We start from the raw sequence: 16,539 nt of genomic DNA, 5'->3' as shown, positions 1-16,539 counted from the left end.
GGCTACTCCAGATTCTGCGAAGCACCAGTGCTCAGATTGACTTTGAGAGCCGTACGATACTTATGTTTTGATTTAAAACTGTCACGGCCGGCCCCGTAGGCGAGAAGCACGGTGGTGTCGCCATTCACATCGATTTTCGTATCGTTTTTATCGCTTGAGTTTAAGGGAATGGTAAATTCTATAGTGGTCACGCCACCGGTTTCCGTTCCACCAACCAGGGTTACATCGCTGGTTCCACCAAGTTTGGTGTCAGATTGATGCGAATTTTCATCAGTGCCGAAATCATCATTTAACTCTGCCACTCCATTTTTTACATACCCAAGGATAAAATTGGCCCCTTTCATTTCTTCTACCGGATTGAATCCTACACCTACCCATCCATCTGTTTCAGCGGTGAGCTTGACGGCAAGCGTATCGCCGTCTATTTTCCAGGCGAAGGCAATTTTTTTAGATTTCACTTCATGAGTATATTCGGCAGCCTGTGTATTCATAACCGACATACACAGCAACACGACGATTCCGATAAGCATTTTTTGAATGTTTCTTACTTTCATAATTTCTCCTTGATTTTTGCTTGAGAAGACTCTCAAAAGTTTCCACATCTGATGCATCTATTGTTTCCCGGGACCTGCTGCGCCTTTGCCGAGGCAAACCAATGTCAGAGCCAGGTTAACATACTGCTGTTATGCCTGTTTTTTTCAGATTACGAGGTGTTGAATCTACTTTTCCAACGTTTGTTTGTTTATCGCACAAAGCATTAAAGTAGCATATTCTTTATGGTTAGAAAAGATTCTTCGAAATATCGTGATATATTTGCAGATGGAAATGATTCTTTTTAATACATATTCGTTTAAATAATTGCAGATCCGGCAATCTGTGATTATTCTAGGCGACGGTAGTTAATACAGCTGTCGGTCTCGTCATTGATCCTATTGAAATTGTTTCGACTATCGCTTAGCAAATGTTACGCATTCAGGAACAATGAACTGACCGGAACCTATTCATTCAAACAGGAGGAATACGAATGTCGAAAAAGTTGGGAGTATACAAATGTGAAATTTGCGGGAACATCGCCGAGATTCTCACCGCTGGTGGTGCAGAACTGATGTGCTGTGGCCAGCAGATGACCATGCAGAACGAAAACACCACCGACGCAGCAGTAGAAAAGCATGTCCCCACCCTGGAAAAACGTGATGGCGGCTGGCAGGTCAACGTTGGTTCTGTCGATCATCCAATGACCGACGCCCATTTCATTGAATGGATCGAACTCTCTGCCGGCGATGCCGTATACCGTCAGTTTCTTCACCCGTCCGATAAACCTGCGGCTTTTTTCCCGTGCGCAGCCGATGCTGTAACTGCCCGTGCCTACTGCAACCTGCATGGACTTTGGAAGAAGTAAATCTCCCCTTTCTGTTGACCGGATATTATCCGGTCAACAGGCTGATCCAGGTATCTCCCCGCCCTGCCCTTTTCCCTGCCCGCATGTCTTTTCTTCAGCTTGACAACAGACCACTTCACGTCTAGTTTGCTGTTGTACGACTCACAGCCCATGCGAATAAAGGAATCCACATGAAAACAACCACATATCGAATCGAAAAGGACAGTATGGGGGATGTCAAGGTACCTCTGACTGCACTTTACGGTGCCCAGACCCAGCGAGCTGTAGAAAATTTTACCATTTCGTCACAGCCGCTCCCCTGGAGTTTTATTAAAGCGGTTCTCCTTATTAAATCGGCTGCTGCTGCTGCCAATGGTGAACTCGGCCTGCTGCCGGCAAAGGAAGTTCAACTCATCTGTGATGCGGTGAATGAACTGGAGAGAGTAAAACCGATCGATCAGTTCCCGATATCAATTTTCCAGACCGGATCCGCGACCAGCACCAACATGAACGTCAATGAAGTCATTGTCGGCATGGTTCGCAGAAAAGGCGTCGAATTATCGGCCAACGACCAGGTAAATCTCAGCCAGAGCAGCAACGACGTGATTCCCACTGCTCTTCAGGTGTCGGCGGTTTGCAGTGCAACGAACTCACTCTTGCCCGCATTGCAGGATCTCGCGGCAATCATCCGTGTTTTCGGTGCAGAACACAGCGATATTATAAAAACGGGCCGAACCCATCTGATGGATGCGCTGCCCATTCGACTGCAGGCAGAACTGGAGGGCTGGGCAGCACAAATCGATGAATGCAGAGAACGCATCGAATCGGCGCTGCCAAGACTGAGCCGTCTTCCATTGGGCGGGACCGCGGTTGGCAGCGGGGTCAACTGCCATCCGGATTTCCCGGCCAAGGCAATAGCCCATATCAACAGGATAACGGATCTTGCTTTCACCCAGACCCCTTCACGCTATAAAGGGATGAGCAGTCTTGACACTGTGGTCGAGTTCTCCGGCCATCTGAAAGCCTGTGCAGTTGCCCTCAACAAGATTGCCAACGACCTCAGGTGGATGAACTCCGGCCCGCTCACCGGTCTTGGAGAAATAAAACTGCCGGCCCTGCAGCCAGGTTCGAGCATCATGCCTGCCAAGGTCAATCCGGTAATCCCCGAGGCTGTCTGCATGGCAACAGCGCAGGTTATTGGTAACGACACCACCATTAATCTCGCGGCGATGGGCGGGAATTTTCAATTAAATACCATGCTGCCCCTTGCGGCAAACAGCATCCTTTATTCCATTGAGCTATTAACCGGAAGCGCCGCTTCGCTGGGCAGCAAGGCGATAGAAAACATGACCGTCAATCGTCAGGTTTTTGCGCACGCCCTGTCGCTTAACCCCATACTGGTTACTTCGCTGAACCCCGTTGTAGGGTATCTGAAAGCGGCTGAAATCGGCAAGATTGCGCAAAGAGAAGGTCGAACGGTTCTGGACGTGGCCCTGGAACACACCGATATTCCCCGGCCGCAATTAGAGCGGCTGCTCGATCCTAAAAGGCTCGCCGACGGCGGCAGGGATTTATAATCAGACGAAGAGGAAGAGAACATCACCTATCGAGTGAGGCCTTTTGCTTTACACTTAAAGCAGAGTGTGATGAGCTGCTTCAGATAAGCCAGGGCAACTCGGTGATTCATCTTTGAATACCCGTAATCGCGATCTCTGAATTCGATGGGGATTTCAGTTACTCGAATATCCCTGCCATATTCCGCCAAGATGGCCAGACCAATCTTAAAGCCTGGTACAGAATCGGATAAATCGGTCAGCCGTCTGCGTTGCACGGCGAAGAAACCGGCCAGAGGGTCCTTCACGCTGCAGAACAAAAGCGCCGGGAGAGTGGCAATTCGCGATGAGAGTCTTCGCAAAAAAGGCCAGTCAGGCAAAGATCCTCCTTCCACATATCTGCTGCCTATCACCATATCAAACGTCCCGTCTAGAAGAGGTTGCAGCAGCTTCGGTATACTCTCGGGAGGATGGCTGAGGTCGGCATCCATAACCAGTACATACTCTGCATCGGTATAGCGGGCACCGGCTGTAACAGCACCGGCAAGGCCTATATCGAATTCCTGCCGGAGAAGACGAACCGGGGCTTTATCCTGCCAGGCAAGAACACGGTCGCAGGTTGCATCGGCGGAGGCTGAATCAACGAAAAGAATATCAAAATCGAGATTGGATGATTGCCTGACGCGCAAAATTCTCTCGAGCAACAGGTCAACATTCTCCGCCTCATTGAGTGTGGGCACTATAATAGTAATTGTTGACAATAGAATCCTCTCACTTCATGACATATGGCCGATCCGCCTCTTTTTTCATTCTTGTGTTGTATATCAATATACTCCATCCACAACTTTTTCCTACACGAATGAACCAAAGTATCCAGTAAACGCCTGAAAAAACAAGCGCCGACACCTGTTTGTGTAGTTGTTGATCCGAGTCAAGCCATCTTTTTCTACAACGAAAGAATATTATAGGATTTATTTTCCCCATAAGAATAGCTAATGAACTGTTGTCTGTCAAAAAGCCTCAGAGCAGAATATATTCACGTATTTTTATCCAAAACAGAACATTATTCTTGACATCTTTGGTTATAAGAATATATTTTCGGATAAACAAGGAGAAAATATGTTGGATACCATCAGTCTTGAAATTTTAAACATTCTGCAGGAAAAGGCCCGGATTCCCAATATTGAAGTTTCCCGACAGGTCGGTCTGGCACCATCGGCTGTTCTGGAACGGATTCGTAAAATGGAAAAACAAGGGATCATAGATGGTTATGAGGTACGGCTTAACCCTGAACGCTTTAACAGTGCCCAGGTGGCTTTTGTTCATGTGAGGACCAGCGCAGCCCTGTCAGACAAGGTGGGCACGGCGCTGTCGCTCATTCCCGAGATCCAGGAAGTACACTTCGTCTCCGGCAGCGACTGCTATCTTATAAAAATACGCAGCGCTGATACCACCTCCCTTGGCCAGCTGTTGCAGGAAAAAATTACGACAATAGACGGAGTACTCTCTACCAGCACCGAGACGGTTTTATCGACGATTAAAGAAACCAGCCGAATACTCATCCCAAAATCTGTATAATAAACAAGGAAGCACGCTCATGCCAATGTCACAAGCCTTTAAAGATCGACTATTTCCAGTATTAGAGCAGATTACCGATCATTATGGGTCACCTTTTCATATCTATGACGAAGCTGGAATCAGAGAGACGGGCAATCAATTGAAAAAAGCCTTTGCTGGAATCGATCGTTTTCGTGAATACTACGCCGTAAAAGCCCTGCCTAATCCGAAAATTCTGGCGATCATGAAAGATATCGGTTTCGGCTTTGACTGCAGTTCTATCGCCGAACTCCGCCTCAGCCGTGGGGCCGGAGGACAAGGCGAGGATATCATGTTCACCTCCAACAATACCAGCGAGGCTGATTTTATCGAGGCGGCAGCAGACGGCGGTTCCGTCCTCAACCTCGATGACCTCAACCTGCTTGCCAAAGTGCCAAGTCTCCCGGAATTGATTTGTTTTCGTTATAATCCCGGCGCCAAAAGAACCGGCAACGAAATTATCGGCACGCCGGTTGAAGCGAAATACGGGGTGAGCGACGATCAGATTATCGAGGCCTATCGTCAGGCAAAATCCCTTGGCGTCAAGCGGTTCGGTATTCATACGATGCTCGCTTCCAATGAACTGAACTATGAATATATGGTCCAGACCAGTGTGATGCTCCTGGAACTTATTGCCGAGATCTCCGCCCAGCTCGAGATCACCTTTGAGTTCATCAATATCGGCGGCGGCCTTGGCATTCCCTACAAACCCGGTGTTGCCGGCCTGGACCTGGATGCCATGGGACGGGATATCACCGCGCTCTTTAAAAATTTTCACCGGCAGCATGGATACGAACCTGCTTTGTACATGGAGAGCGGCCGCTTCATCACCGGTCCCCACGGTGTCCTGGTGACGAAAGCGATCAATCGAAAAGATATCTATCGAACCTACGTGGGCGTTGATGCTTCAATGAGCTGCCTTATGCGGCCGGGTATGTATGGCGCCTATCATCATATTGATGTCCTCGGCAAGGACGGGAAAACAGCCAAAGAAATTGTCGATGTGGTCGGCTCGCTCTGTGAAAATAATGATAAGTTTGCCATTCAGCGTGAACTCCCGAAAATAGATGACGGCGATATCCTCGTTATCCACGACACCGGTGCCCACGGGAGTGCCATGGGGTTCAACTATAACGGCAACCTTCGTCCCAAGGAACTGCTGCTGACCGCCGACGGGAAAGTTGAACTCATCCGCCGGGCAGAACAGGTGGAGGACTATTTTGCCACCCTCTGTTTCGAGCAGGACCTGCTGGAACCCGCGGCATGACCATCGACATTGATTTTTTTCTCAACACTGTAGCATCGGCCATAGCCGACAAACAGGTGCCGGTTGTCGATCTTATTGCAGTGCAGACCAGAGATCCCTTTAAAGTTCTGGTTGCCACTATCCTGTCAGCCAGGACCAAAGATGAAACCACCGCCCAGGCATCAACCCGGCTCTTTCGACACGCACCGGACGCTGCTTCACTGGCACTGCTGTCAGAAGAAAAAATCGCTGCTCTTATTTATCCGGTCGGCTTCTACAAAACCAAGGCGAAACATCTGACCAGATTGCCGGAAGGCCTCAACCGGTTCGGCGGCAGGGTACCGGAAACAATCGAGGAACTCATCACTTTGCCGGGTGTCGGGAGAAAGACTGCCAATCTGGTGGTCAGCGTGGCCTTTCAGAAACCTGCTATCTGTGTTGACACCCATGTGCACCGGATTATGAATATATGGCGGTATGTCGAAACAGACACACCGCTGAAAACCGAAATGGCCCTGCGGGCCAAGCTGCCGGCCAAACACTGGATTGGGGTAAATTCAATTCTGGTAGCCTTCGGTCAGTCGATCTGCCGGCCAGTTGCTCCCCACTGTGATATATGCCCTTTAGAGAAAAAATGTCCCCAGCAAGGGGTTCGTCCCCGCAAAAGACCCGGAGTTCAAATGGATAACAACAGCACGCTGAAATTCGTTTCCTGGAATGTCAACGGCATCCGTGCCGTAGAAAAGAAAGGTTTTATCAATATGCTGCCGGATTTTGATGCCGATGTCGTCTGCCTGCAGGAAACCAAAGCACAGCCGGATCAACTTTCCGAAGAGCTGCGAAATATCCCCGGTTACACATCCTATTGGCACAGCGCTGAACGAAAAGGCTATTCCGGCGTTGCTTTTTACACTCGAATAGAGCCGGTGACGGTACATTACGGCATTGGCGATCCTGAATTTGATTGCGAAGGCAGAGTGCTGACTCTGGAATTTGCGAGCTATTATCTGATCAATATCTATTTTCCCAATAGCGGCGAGAAACTCGTCCGCCTGGATTACAAGCTCCGTTTCAATGAAAAAATGATACAATTTGCCCAGGAACTGGAGAAGAAAAAGGCGGTGATACTCTGCGGAGACTTCAATGTTGCCCATAAAGAGATCGACCTGAAAAATCCGAAAAACAACGTGAAGAATGCCGGCTTCACCCCGGAAGAAAGAGCCTGGATGGACAGCTTTGTCGCGGCAGGCTATGTCGATACGTTTCGAATATTCAACCAGGAACCAGAACAATACACCTGGTGGTCCTATCGTTTCAGTGCCCGGGCCAAAAATATCGGGTGGCGTATTGATTATTTTTGTGTCAATGAAGCGGCTAGAAAAAGAGTCAAGAGTGCCGCCATTCTCCACGACATTTTAGGCTCTGACCATTGCCCTGTTGAACTTGTCTATCAGCCAGGTTAAGCACTGGGCCTGGTAATCGATCTATAAATACGCCCTAGAAGTGACCATCAAACAATGCAGGCTGCCTGGTGGTCAGGAACTTAAGAAGTTTTCGCGGGCCTGCCGGAAAGGCGAACCGGCCAAGCTCAAGTGGATCAATCCACCGATAATCGCAGGCCGAATGGAGTACAGGCTGGCAATTATCCCCCGTCAGCCTGCACCAGAAACAGTCGAGAATTATTTTATGATGGGTATATTGATGCATCACCCTGGTGATAAACTCAACCGGAACCACAACCAGACCGGTATCCTGTAAAATAGCAGCAGCAAGCCTGTCATCCGCCTTACCTTCTTCCACCTGCCCGCCGGGAAATTCCCAAAGTCCACCCCAGACATCATCTGCCTGACGCTGTTGAATGTAGATTTTCTTGTTAAAGCCGATGATTCCAGCCACTTTATGGATAGTGATACTCCTTTTCCCAGGTCCGATAACCGGTCGCTCTGTAACCGTTCCTAGAGCGAGGGCGGCACACGCGGCGGCAATCGGGCACTGCGAACAGCTTGGGTTTTTCGGCGTACAGACCAGACCGCCTAAATCCATCAGCGCCTGATTATAGGCCCTCGCCTGCCCACGGGGCAGGAGGTTTTCCGCAATCTCGGCAAGACGCTTCTGCACCGGGCGTTCCTTGACCGGCTCACCAATATCAAACAACCGGGCATAGACCCGGGTAACGTTGGCGTCGATCACCGGCACATCATAATTTCCGGCCACACTGGCGACGGCAGCTGCGGTGTAGGGCCCAATTCCCGGCAAGCGCAGCAGTTGTTCATACTCGCAGGGAACCTTCCCGCCATACTCAAGGACCATGACCTTGGCGGCTTTGTGCAGATTTCTTGCCCTGGCATAATAACCAAGCCCTTCCCAATATTTAAGGATCTCCTGTTCTTCTGCTGCCGCCACCGCCCGAACATCGGCAAACCGCTCGATCCAACGCAAAAAATAGGCAACGCCACGATCCATCTGAGTCTGCTGGAGCATAATCTCTGATATCCAGACATGATAAGGATCATAGGTGCGACGCCAGGGAAGATCACGCCTGGTTCTGCGAAACCAGTCCAGCAATGGCTGGGCAATACGCAGCTGTTCCGATTTGCTAAATCCCCCGTTCATGACAAATTACATGCCCAGCCCAAGGGAGCGGCCAAGAGCGACCAGTCCCATCCCGACAATTACTGTCGCAAAAAGACTGTTCCATTTCCACGCCACAGGAAAAGCAACGAGTGCGGCCCAGAAAAAAAGATTATCAAACCCAAGGGTAACACTCTCTTCCCGGACAAGAAGAGAAGGAACCAGCATTGCCGCCAGAACGGCAGGAGGTACCAGGCGCAACCAGGACGAGATAAGGGGTTGCAAATTCCTGCCGCTTAAAAAGAGCGTCGGCAGCAGCCTCGGCAGATAGGTAACAACCGCCATCCCCACGACAGTCCAGAAGATCAGCGTTTGATCCACAGCTCTACCCCCAGCCCCAAAGTAGCCCCGGCTATTGTTGCAACAATAATATGAAACTGATGCCATCCGGCCAGATACAACAGAGTGGCGATAATACCGGATAAAATAGCCGTAATAATCCGTACCGGCGATTGACACTGGCCAACGAGAAGTCCAATAAACATTGCCGCCAAAGCATAATCCAGGCCGAGCGGTTTAATATCGCCAATGAGGCCGGAAGCAATAAGGCCGAGCGCGGTTCCAGTCACCCAGGAAAACTGGGCGGTCACGTTAAGCGACAGCGCCTCCAGCCTGCACTCGTTTAATTTTCCAGCAGCCGATGAGTGGAGGGCAAACGTTTCATCGGTCAGTTCAAAGGAAAAGAAGGCCAGATAACGCTTTTTCCATCCGGAAAGGTAGGGAGCAAGCGACGCGGCCATCAACATATGGCGCAGATTAACGACAAAGGTGGTGAGGATCACCGCCGCAGGCCCGGTTCCGGACGCGAACAGACCGACGGCGATGAATTGAGCGGAGCCGGCAAAAACAATGAATGACATCAACAGGGTATTGGCCTCGGACAAACCGCTTTTCCCGGCCAGCACCCCGTAGGCAAACCCAATAGGCACATAACCGAGCACAATCGGCAGGGCCCGTCTGGCTCCTCGGCAGCAAGCAGTTAATGAATCAGCCAACATTACATCCGCTTATAGAGCGCCAGACACCGTTCACGGGTCATTTTCTTCTGCCAATCCGGTCCCAGACAGTTTTCCCACAAGGGCACCAGGTTAAGGGCGGTTGTCACCATCAGGTCGAGGGCTTCCCTGTCCATATTGGCAGTGAGATTTCGGGGCAGCGTTATCTGGTGTTTTTCCATCATCTGCCTGAATTCCCGCACCCCTTCAGGATAGATTTCATCGAGGTAGTCAAAGGCGATGCAGCAGCCGATACCATGATGGATGCCAAGGACATAGGAAAGCCCGTATGACAGAGCATGGCAGGCGCCAACTTGGGAATAGGCAATGCTCATGCCGCCAAAATAGGAAGCCATCATCAGCTTATCATCTTTATCGTGATGATCCTCAAGAAACACCTGACGACACAGATCAATGGACTTCTCGCCGTAGGCCCTGCTGAACTCATTGATAAAGGTACCCTGCAAAGATTCAACGTCGTGAATATAACAATCCATCCCGGTATAAAACCACTGGTCTTTGGGCACTCCGGCAAGCAGTTCGGGATCGAAAACAATCTGGTTGTAGACCGTATAATCGGAATTAATGCCAAGTTTTTTCACCGGTCCGGTCAGAATAGCGGTACGGGAAATTTCCGCCCCGGTTCCGGCCAGGGTGGGTACGGCAACATGGTAGACGGACGGATTTTTAATCAAATCCCACCCCTGGTAATCTGCTGATGATCCTGGATTATTCAACATGAGGGAAATAGCCTTGGCAATATCCATCGCCGCCCCGCCGCCGATACCGACAATACCGTCAGGTTTACTGTCCTTGTAATCTCGAATCTGCTGGACAAGGGCGTCGATATAACTCGTTTTCGGCTCATCATCGACATTTACCAAGAGTTTCAAATCATCGCCCTGTACGGGCAACCTGCCTTCCAGCGGCTTACCCTTAAAAACGTCGTCCAGAACAAACACGAAATACGATTCGGGATGCAACCGGTGCGGCGCGATAATATCGCCCAGCTGACTGAACGAACCTCTGCCAAACATTATATGTGGTACAATACTGAAATTTCTATACATGCTTCTTTCCACTTATAGAGTTGAAAAAATAAAAACCGCAGCTGCCTGGCAGTGCGGACAAATGTCTTACCTTCACGTAACAAAAAACCGATTATAACTCAAGTATGATTTGTCTTCACCTTTTTGTCTGGTAATTCCGTGCTCCAGACAATTTTTCACCTGCTTATATTTTCAATAGCCGGTAGAATGCCCGACAAATTGTAAGAAGAAAGTCGACAGTTTCAAGGTTAATAAAGCCTTTAAAAACATAAGTACAAGATGGCGCAAAAAAACTCCATACAGTGGGACAATGCCATCATGAATCAAACAGGAAGATTACATGTCCGTTATAAGTGAAGACAGCGTATTTACCTCACTGCAGCAGCATGGGCCGCTGGCGGTTGAGGACAGTGTCTATGTGACTAAACCGTTCTCCCCGCACACCCGACAGTGGGTCAAAAATCTCTGCCGGGACCGAACCAACAGCACCAAATATCGAGCTCTGCGCAGCCAGGTCTTCGAATTTCTGGAGATTTCCAGTTTTTCTCAGCTCGATGAACTTCTCAAACATCCGGAAGAGCAGGCGCACCGCAGTAAACGTGCCTGTTTACTGCTCGGTAATATGTTTGGCCTGAACGGGTCGCCCAGAGAAATCGAAGCCAGGGTAAGTGATTATGCCCGCACCGCCGATGCAGTGGTGAATTCACTCAAGGCAAAGATACTCAAGCCCTATGCCTCCTTTGTCGACACGACCAACGAAATCGAAGTAGCCAACGACCCGGTTACCCTGCTGCTTATCATGTTCAATGATAGATATCACAAGAAAGCCCGGTTTGAAGCACGTCGCAAACTGGTACTGATGAATCTGGCCGGCAGCATTGATCAGCGGGAAAGAGAAACAGGAATTGAAGAAAAGTTTTCCACCTTTTTACATTTTCTCAACGACTACGTATGGAGCAAAAATCTGAAGATAGGTGAACATGATATCGTTTATCTTTACTCGCAGCACTCAGAAGATACGTTTTGCTGTACCAGTGTCAAGGTTCTCAATAGCGAACAGGGGCAACAGGTCCAACCGGCCAAAGGTTCAAAACTCACCCTACTCAAGCGTCGTCGATTTACCGCCGGAACTCGAGACATTCCCATCTATGTCTCGATCCGCAAGAAACCACCGGAGGCCAAGGTGCTCAAGTTGTTACGTAAAAATGAGAAAAACCCTGCAGTAGCCGTCGATGACGAGCTCGGCCTGATGGCCGTTCTCGATTCCGTGGCCGACATCAAAACATTCCAGAACCACCTGACGCGATCCGCATCAAAAGCCGATAGTTTCATGGTACTAGAGGATATCTCCGACACCTTGACCGGTTCCACTGCCTACAGAGTCACGGCAACCGGTTCCAGTCCAAAAACAGAGATGATGAAATTTTTTGCCCGGCTGGGCGGAATGCGGGTGGAATTTATCATCCACACCAACCGTTCATGGCTTAACTACATGTATAAGAGAGATGTTGCGCACGATGAATATGAGGTGAAACGGATTTTTGATTCGGGAGTAATGGAACTTCTATTCCCTAAGGATATTTTCAAACTGGACCACCAGATCATCCGCAACGATATGCTCCGGAGATTCCGGAGAAACATCGAGGAATAAAATATAACCACCACTGGCTTTTCGGAAAAACAGCAAACAGCAGGGATCAGCTCGTGGCTGTTGCCCGCAGGTATGACGCATAGGCATCACCCAGTCCTTCACGCAGAGTGAAGCGGGGTTGCCACCCAAGCGTGTTGATCCTTGTAGTATCAAGCAACTTACGGGGTGTCCCGTCCGGCTGCGCGACATTATACTCGGTTTTACCGGTGAAACCGACCAGCTCGGCAATGAGTTCCGCCGTCTGCCGAATCGTAATATCTTCACCGGTACCAACATTGAGAAAAGAGGGATTATCACCTGTGAAATGCGCCTGGTCCAGATTCATCACATGGAGGCAGGCTGCAGCCATATCATCGACATGCATAAATTCCCGACGCGGAGAGCCCGTTCCCCAGAGAATGACCCTTGGTTGATGATCTTTATCCAGACACTTTGTGTCGGAACGAAAACCAAGCGCCTGGCGGATATCCTGGGGAATGGGGCCGTAATGTTTTTCGTCGGCAATGATCGCAGCAACATTTCCGTCCATAGCCAGCTTCGCCAGATGATACTTGCGCAACATAGCCGGGATAACATGACTGTTTTCCAGATGATAATTATCCTCCGGCCCAAAGAGATTGGTCGGCATGACCGAGCGATAGCAGGTGCCGTACTGTCGGTTGTAGGATTCACACATCTTAATACCGGCAATTTTGGCAATAGCGTAGGGCTCGTTGGTTGGCTCCAGAGGCCCGGTTAACAGGTAATCCTCTTGAATCGGTTGTGGCGCCAATTGCGGATAGATACAGGAACTGCCGAGAAAGAGCAGATTTTGCACCCCGGCCTGAAACGCCTGATGAATCACATTGGCCTGAATCATCAGATTGACATAGATAAACTCGGCCCGATACACATTATTGGCGTGTATCCCTCCCACTTTAGCCGCGGCCAGCACCACCCTGTCAATCTTCTCCGTCTGGAAAAAAAGACGGACTGCTGCTTGATCGGTCAGATCAAGTTCAGCATGGGACCGGGTGACAATATTGTCGCAGCCAATCCCATGCAACCGCCGAACAATGGCAGAACCGACCATGCCGCGATGTCCGGCAACAAAGATTTTCTCGTGAGAATTCATGTATTCTGAGATTTATTCGTGATGGTTGAGGACGGTAAAACCTTCACTCTTACAGAGTTCATCTCTTCTCGCTTCCACGAGATCAGAACGCATCATCTCAATGACGAGCGAAGAGAAGGTTGTTTTGGGTACCCAGCCCAGTTTTTCCCTGGCCTTTGTCGGATCGCCAAGGAGCGTTTCAACCTCGGTTGGCCGGAAATATCGCGGGTCAACCCGGACGATGATATCACCAACCTTCATTGACTGCATATCAGTTGCTGCGGCGATCTGATCGATAATGCCGATCTCGTCAATGCCCTTGCCCTCCCAGCGTAAGCCTATACCGATTTCTTTCGCCGCAGCATCGACGAAATCCCGTACAGAGTGCTGCTCTCCTGTTGCAATAACATAATCTTCAGGTTCAGCCTGCTGCAGCATCAGCCACTGCATCTGCACATAGTCCCGAGCATGCCCCCAGTCACGTTTTGCATCAAGGTTACCGAGATGGAGACAATCCTGCAAACCCAGATAAATTCTGGCTAACGCCCTGGTTATCTTGCGGGTAACAAAGGTCTCCCCTCTGAGCGGGGATTCGTGGTTGAAAAGGATCCCGTTGCAGGCATACATGTTATACGCTTCCCGGTAGTTGACAACAATCCAATAGGCATACATCTTGGCCACGGCATAGGGAGAGCGCGGATAGAATGGGGTTGTTTCAGTTTGCGGAATTTCCTGTACCTTGCCAAACAACTCAGAGGTTGAGGCCTGATAAAATCTGGTCGTCCCGGTCAACCCGAGGATCCGAATAGCCTCAAGCACCCTGAGGGTACCCAGGGCATCCGAATTGGCGGTGTATTCCGGTTCTTCAAAAGAGACAGCAACGTGGGATTGGGCGGCGAGATTATAGATTTCATCCGGCATCACCTTGCCAATGATATGGATCAAACTTGAGGAATCGGTCAGATCACCATGATGGAGAATAAATTTTCGATCGCCAACATGCGGATCCTGATAAAGATGATCGATACGATCTGTATTAAAAAGTGACGCGCGTCTTTTAATGCCGTGCACTTCGTAGCCTTTTTCAAGAAGAAACTCGGCCAGATATGCTCCGTCCTGCCCTGTTATCCCGGTAATTAATGCTTTTTTAGTCATATTCTCCCACACTTTGCGTTTCTCTATTATTAGCTTAAACAAATTTTTTAACTGAGCGACCTCGACCAATCCCGTAATAGGCAAGTCCCATGGCTTCGATTCGGACAGGATCATAAAGATTCCGACCATCGAAAATTACCTTGTCACGCAGTTCTTCGAGCATTTTGGGAAAATCGGGAACCCGAAAGCTCTTCCATTCGGTAACTATAACCAGGGCATCGGCGCCATGCAGAGCCGCTTCTTTCGTGCCCATCAGCGTAAAGTCGTCTCTGGTGCCATAAATCCGCTGCGCTTCTTCCATCGCCTCCGGGTCATATGCCTGGATTTTTGCGCCAGCCCGCCACAATGCCTCAATGAGGACCCGGCTGGACGCTTCGCGCATATCATCGGTATTCGGTTTAAAGGAAAGTCCCCAGACTGCTATTGTTTTGCCACTGATATCATTGCCATAAAAGGACGAAAGATGTTCAAAAAGCTTTTCTTTCTGTTTATAATTAACACTTTCAACGGCCCGGAGAATCTGGGCCTCGTAACCTATTTCTCTGGCTGAACGTTCAAGTGCCTGCACATCCTTGGGAAAGCATGAACCACCATACCCGCACCCCGGATAAATAAACTGATACCCAATTCGGGAGTCCGAACCGATTCCCCGTCTAACCTGCTCAATGTCCACCCCCAGCCTTTCCGCCAGATTGGACATCTCATTCATAAAGGAAATCTTCGTTGCCAGCATGCAGTTGGCCGCGTATTTGGTAAACTCGGCACTGCGCACATCCATAATCATAATCTTATCGCGATTACGGCTAAACGGCTCATACAGTTCACGCATTTTCTCTTCTACGATATCGCTATCAGTTCCGACAATAATCCGCTCGGGTCGCATACAATCCTCTAGAGCGGATCCTTCTTTCAAAAATTCGGGATTAGACGCCACGTGAAAGCGAATATCAAGCTTTCTTTTTTTGAGAATAGACGAAATATGGGCCTTGACCTTATCGGCGGTGCCGACCGGAACAGTCGACTTATCAATGATAATTTTCTCTTCGGACATATGACTGGCAATCGTTCCAGCAACCGCCAGTACATACTTCAGGTCAGCGCTTCCATCATCATCGGGAGGAGTTCCAACGGCGATAAAAAGGAGTTCAGCATGATTGGTGCCCCGTACTGCATCTGTGGTGAATTCAATTCTTTTTCTCCCGTGATTACTGAGAACCAGCTCTGACAGACCCGGCTCAAAAATAGGGAGTTCGCCTCTTTTAAGAGCTTCGATTTTTTTTTCATCCACATCCACACAACAGACATTATGTCCTACATCAGCCAGCACCACCGCCTGCACCAAACCGACATACCCGACTCCAAAAACGGTTACATTCATACCTTCCTCAGCTTATTATATTAACCACCGTTTATCCTTTTGATAAACGGTCAACATACTATCATGAAATCAAAACTAATCAACCCCGACCTCTATGTCATCGGACAATAATAACCATCACTCCTGTCGCCATCCGTAAAATTACAGTAACCAATACTTACTCCAGACCATCTGCTATGGAGTTTCACTCGATACACCATTACGGCCTGAAAAGGCAGCAAATTATAATTTGACCTTCGTTTGTACACAAATACATTGTGATGCAGCCCCGTAGTTTTAATTATATATGTCACGCGCTGGGAAAAAAAACACTTCGCTCATTTTCCCCTTGACGGCACCCAGGCAATCAAGTAGTTTGCCGCGGTCTTTGAGGAACAGGGAATGCGGCATCGACCTGAACGGTCAGCACCGCATTGCAGCGGGAAACAAAAACAAAAAAGAGTAAAGAAAAACATTGACCGGCAGTTTCGGTTATGTTACATTAGCCTGCTCATCGCGGCATTCGTACCGCGGGGGTTTCTGTTGTCTGGAGAGCCTGAGCACGATCCTTGAAAACTGAATAACAACAATTATGCAAACGGGCCCAAAGTGTACCCCTTTCTAAGGGAGACACAGGGCAAACTTTGTAATTCAAAGTTGAGCTCTTATGTAACATAGCATTATATAAGAAACTACCTTCGGGTAGTGTAGGATATCAAACTGGAGAGTTTGATCCTGGCTCAGAACGAACGCTGGCGGCGTGCTTAACACATGCAAGTCGAACGCGAAAGTTTTCTTCGGAAGACGAGTAGAGTGGCGCACGGGTGAGTAACGC

15 protein-coding genes and 1 rRNA gene are annotated in these 16,539 nt (G+C 49.2%); 7 read left to right on the top strand and 9 right to left on the bottom strand.

The window, feature by feature from the left end:
- Positions 1-2: 2 nt before the first annotated feature.
- Positions 3-554 (bottom strand): DOMON domain-containing protein, encoded by a 552-nt coding sequence (locus FCL47_RS04005; protein ID WP_167496355.1) that lies wholly within the window; start codon positions 552-554, stop codon positions 3-5.
- Positions 555-1,024: 470 nt separating this feature from the next.
- Here FCL47_RS04005 and FCL47_RS04000 point away from each other — a divergent pair, with 470 nt between their 5' ends.
- On the top strand, positions 1,025-1,399 hold the full coding sequence (locus tag FCL47_RS04000; protein ID WP_136812192.1) for a desulfoferrodoxin: 375 nt from the start codon (positions 1,025-1,027) through the stop codon (positions 1,397-1,399).
- Between the two features lie 170 nt (positions 1,400-1,569).
- Entirely contained in the window at positions 1,570-2,955 is a 1,386-nt protein-coding gene (locus FCL47_RS03995; RefSeq protein ID WP_136812191.1) for a lyase family protein, read from the top strand.
- A gap of 26 nt (positions 2,956-2,981) precedes the next feature.
- Here the strand turns inward: FCL47_RS03995 and FCL47_RS03990 are convergent, their stop codons facing one another.
- Positions 2,982-3,692: a polyprenol monophosphomannose synthase gene (locus FCL47_RS03990; RefSeq protein WP_167496354.1), complete on the bottom strand. Its 711-nt coding sequence runs from the start codon at positions 3,690-3,692 to the stop codon at positions 2,982-2,984.
- A gap of 358 nt (positions 3,693-4,050) precedes the next feature.
- Here FCL47_RS03990 and FCL47_RS03985 point away from each other — a divergent pair, with 358 nt between their 5' ends.
- From FCL47_RS03985 to FCL47_RS03975, 3 genes are read left to right on the top strand one after another with little or no spacing between them, the layout of a single operon-like run.
- Entirely contained in the window at positions 4,051-4,509 is a 459-nt protein-coding gene (locus tag FCL47_RS03985) for an Lrp/AsnC family transcriptional regulator (RefSeq protein WP_136812189.1), read from the top strand.
- Between the two features lie 19 nt (positions 4,510-4,528).
- Positions 4,529-5,794 carry a diaminopimelate decarboxylase gene (locus FCL47_RS03980; RefSeq protein ID WP_136812188.1) on the top strand — a complete coding sequence of 422 codons (1,266 nt, stop codon included), beginning with the start codon at positions 4,529-4,531 and terminating at the stop codon, positions 5,792-5,794.
- On the top strand, positions 5,791-7,236 hold the full coding sequence (locus FCL47_RS03975; RefSeq protein WP_136812187.1) for an exodeoxyribonuclease III: 1,446 nt from the start codon (positions 5,791-5,793) through the stop codon (positions 7,234-7,236). Before FCL47_RS03980 ends, FCL47_RS03975 begins: the two co-directional genes overlap by 4 nt.
- 34 nt (positions 7,237-7,270) lie before the next feature.
- Here FCL47_RS03975 and mutY read toward each other — a convergent pair whose 3' ends face one another.
- From mutY to FCL47_RS03955, 4 genes are read right to left on the bottom strand one after another with little or no spacing between them, the layout of a single operon-like run.
- On the bottom strand, positions 7,271-8,386 hold the full coding sequence (gene mutY, locus FCL47_RS03970; RefSeq protein WP_136812186.1) for an A/G-specific adenine glycosylase: 1,116 nt from the start codon (positions 8,384-8,386) through the stop codon (positions 7,271-7,273).
- Between the two features lie 6 nt (positions 8,387-8,392).
- A complete protein-coding gene (locus FCL47_RS03965; RefSeq protein WP_205747220.1) occupies positions 8,393-8,725 on the bottom strand; it encodes an AzlD domain-containing protein in 333 nt (110 codons plus the stop codon).
- Positions 8,710-9,402, bottom strand: a complete 693-nt coding sequence (locus FCL47_RS03960; RefSeq protein WP_136812184.1) for an AzlC family ABC transporter permease — start codon at positions 9,400-9,402, stop codon at positions 8,710-8,712. The genes FCL47_RS03965 and FCL47_RS03960 overlap by 16 nt, the downstream gene beginning before the upstream one ends.
- Positions 9,402-10,469 (bottom strand): iron-containing alcohol dehydrogenase family protein, encoded by a 1,068-nt coding sequence (locus tag FCL47_RS03955; RefSeq protein ID WP_136812183.1) that lies wholly within the window; start codon positions 10,467-10,469, stop codon positions 9,402-9,404. The genes FCL47_RS03960 and FCL47_RS03955 overlap by 1 nt, the downstream gene beginning before the upstream one ends.
- A 319-nt stretch (positions 10,470-10,788) precedes the next feature.
- Between FCL47_RS03955 and FCL47_RS03950 the strand changes: the two genes are divergently transcribed.
- The gene (locus FCL47_RS03950; RefSeq protein ID WP_136812182.1) at positions 10,789-12,099 is read left to right on the top strand and encodes a hypothetical protein; all 1,311 of its coding nucleotides are present in this window, start codon (positions 10,789-10,791) and stop codon (positions 12,097-12,099) included.
- A gap of 46 nt (positions 12,100-12,145) precedes the next feature.
- Here the strand turns inward: FCL47_RS03950 and FCL47_RS03945 are convergent, their stop codons facing one another.
- From FCL47_RS03945 to FCL47_RS03935, 3 genes are read right to left on the bottom strand one after another with little or no spacing between them, the layout of a single operon-like run.
- The gene (locus FCL47_RS03945) at positions 12,146-13,213 is read right to left on the bottom strand and encodes a GDP-L-fucose synthase (protein WP_136812181.1); all 1,068 of its coding nucleotides are present in this window, start codon (positions 13,211-13,213) and stop codon (positions 12,146-12,148) included.
- 12 nt (positions 13,214-13,225) lie between these two features.
- Entirely contained in the window at positions 13,226-14,347 is a 1,122-nt protein-coding gene (gene gmd / locus FCL47_RS03940; RefSeq protein ID WP_136812180.1) for a GDP-mannose 4,6-dehydratase, read from the bottom strand.
- A gap of 34 nt (positions 14,348-14,381) precedes the next feature.
- Positions 14,382-15,725: a UDP-glucose/GDP-mannose dehydrogenase family protein gene (locus FCL47_RS03935; RefSeq protein ID WP_136812179.1), complete on the bottom strand. Its 1,344-nt coding sequence runs from the start codon at positions 15,723-15,725 to the stop codon at positions 14,382-14,384.
- A 696-nt stretch (positions 15,726-16,421) separates the two neighbouring features.
- On the opposite strand from FCL47_RS03935, the gene FCL47_RS03930 reads away from it, so the two are divergent.
- Positions 16,422-16,539 (top strand): 16S ribosomal RNA (locus FCL47_RS03930); the annotation flags it as partial.

The organism is Desulfopila sp. IMCC35006 (assembly GCF_005116645.1).
Taxonomy (GTDB): Bacteria; Desulfobacterota; Desulfobulbia; order Desulfobulbales; family Desulfocapsaceae; genus Desulforhopalus_A.
Note: the sequence above shows the minus strand (reverse complement) of the source record. Positions and strands in the feature narration are given on the sequence as shown.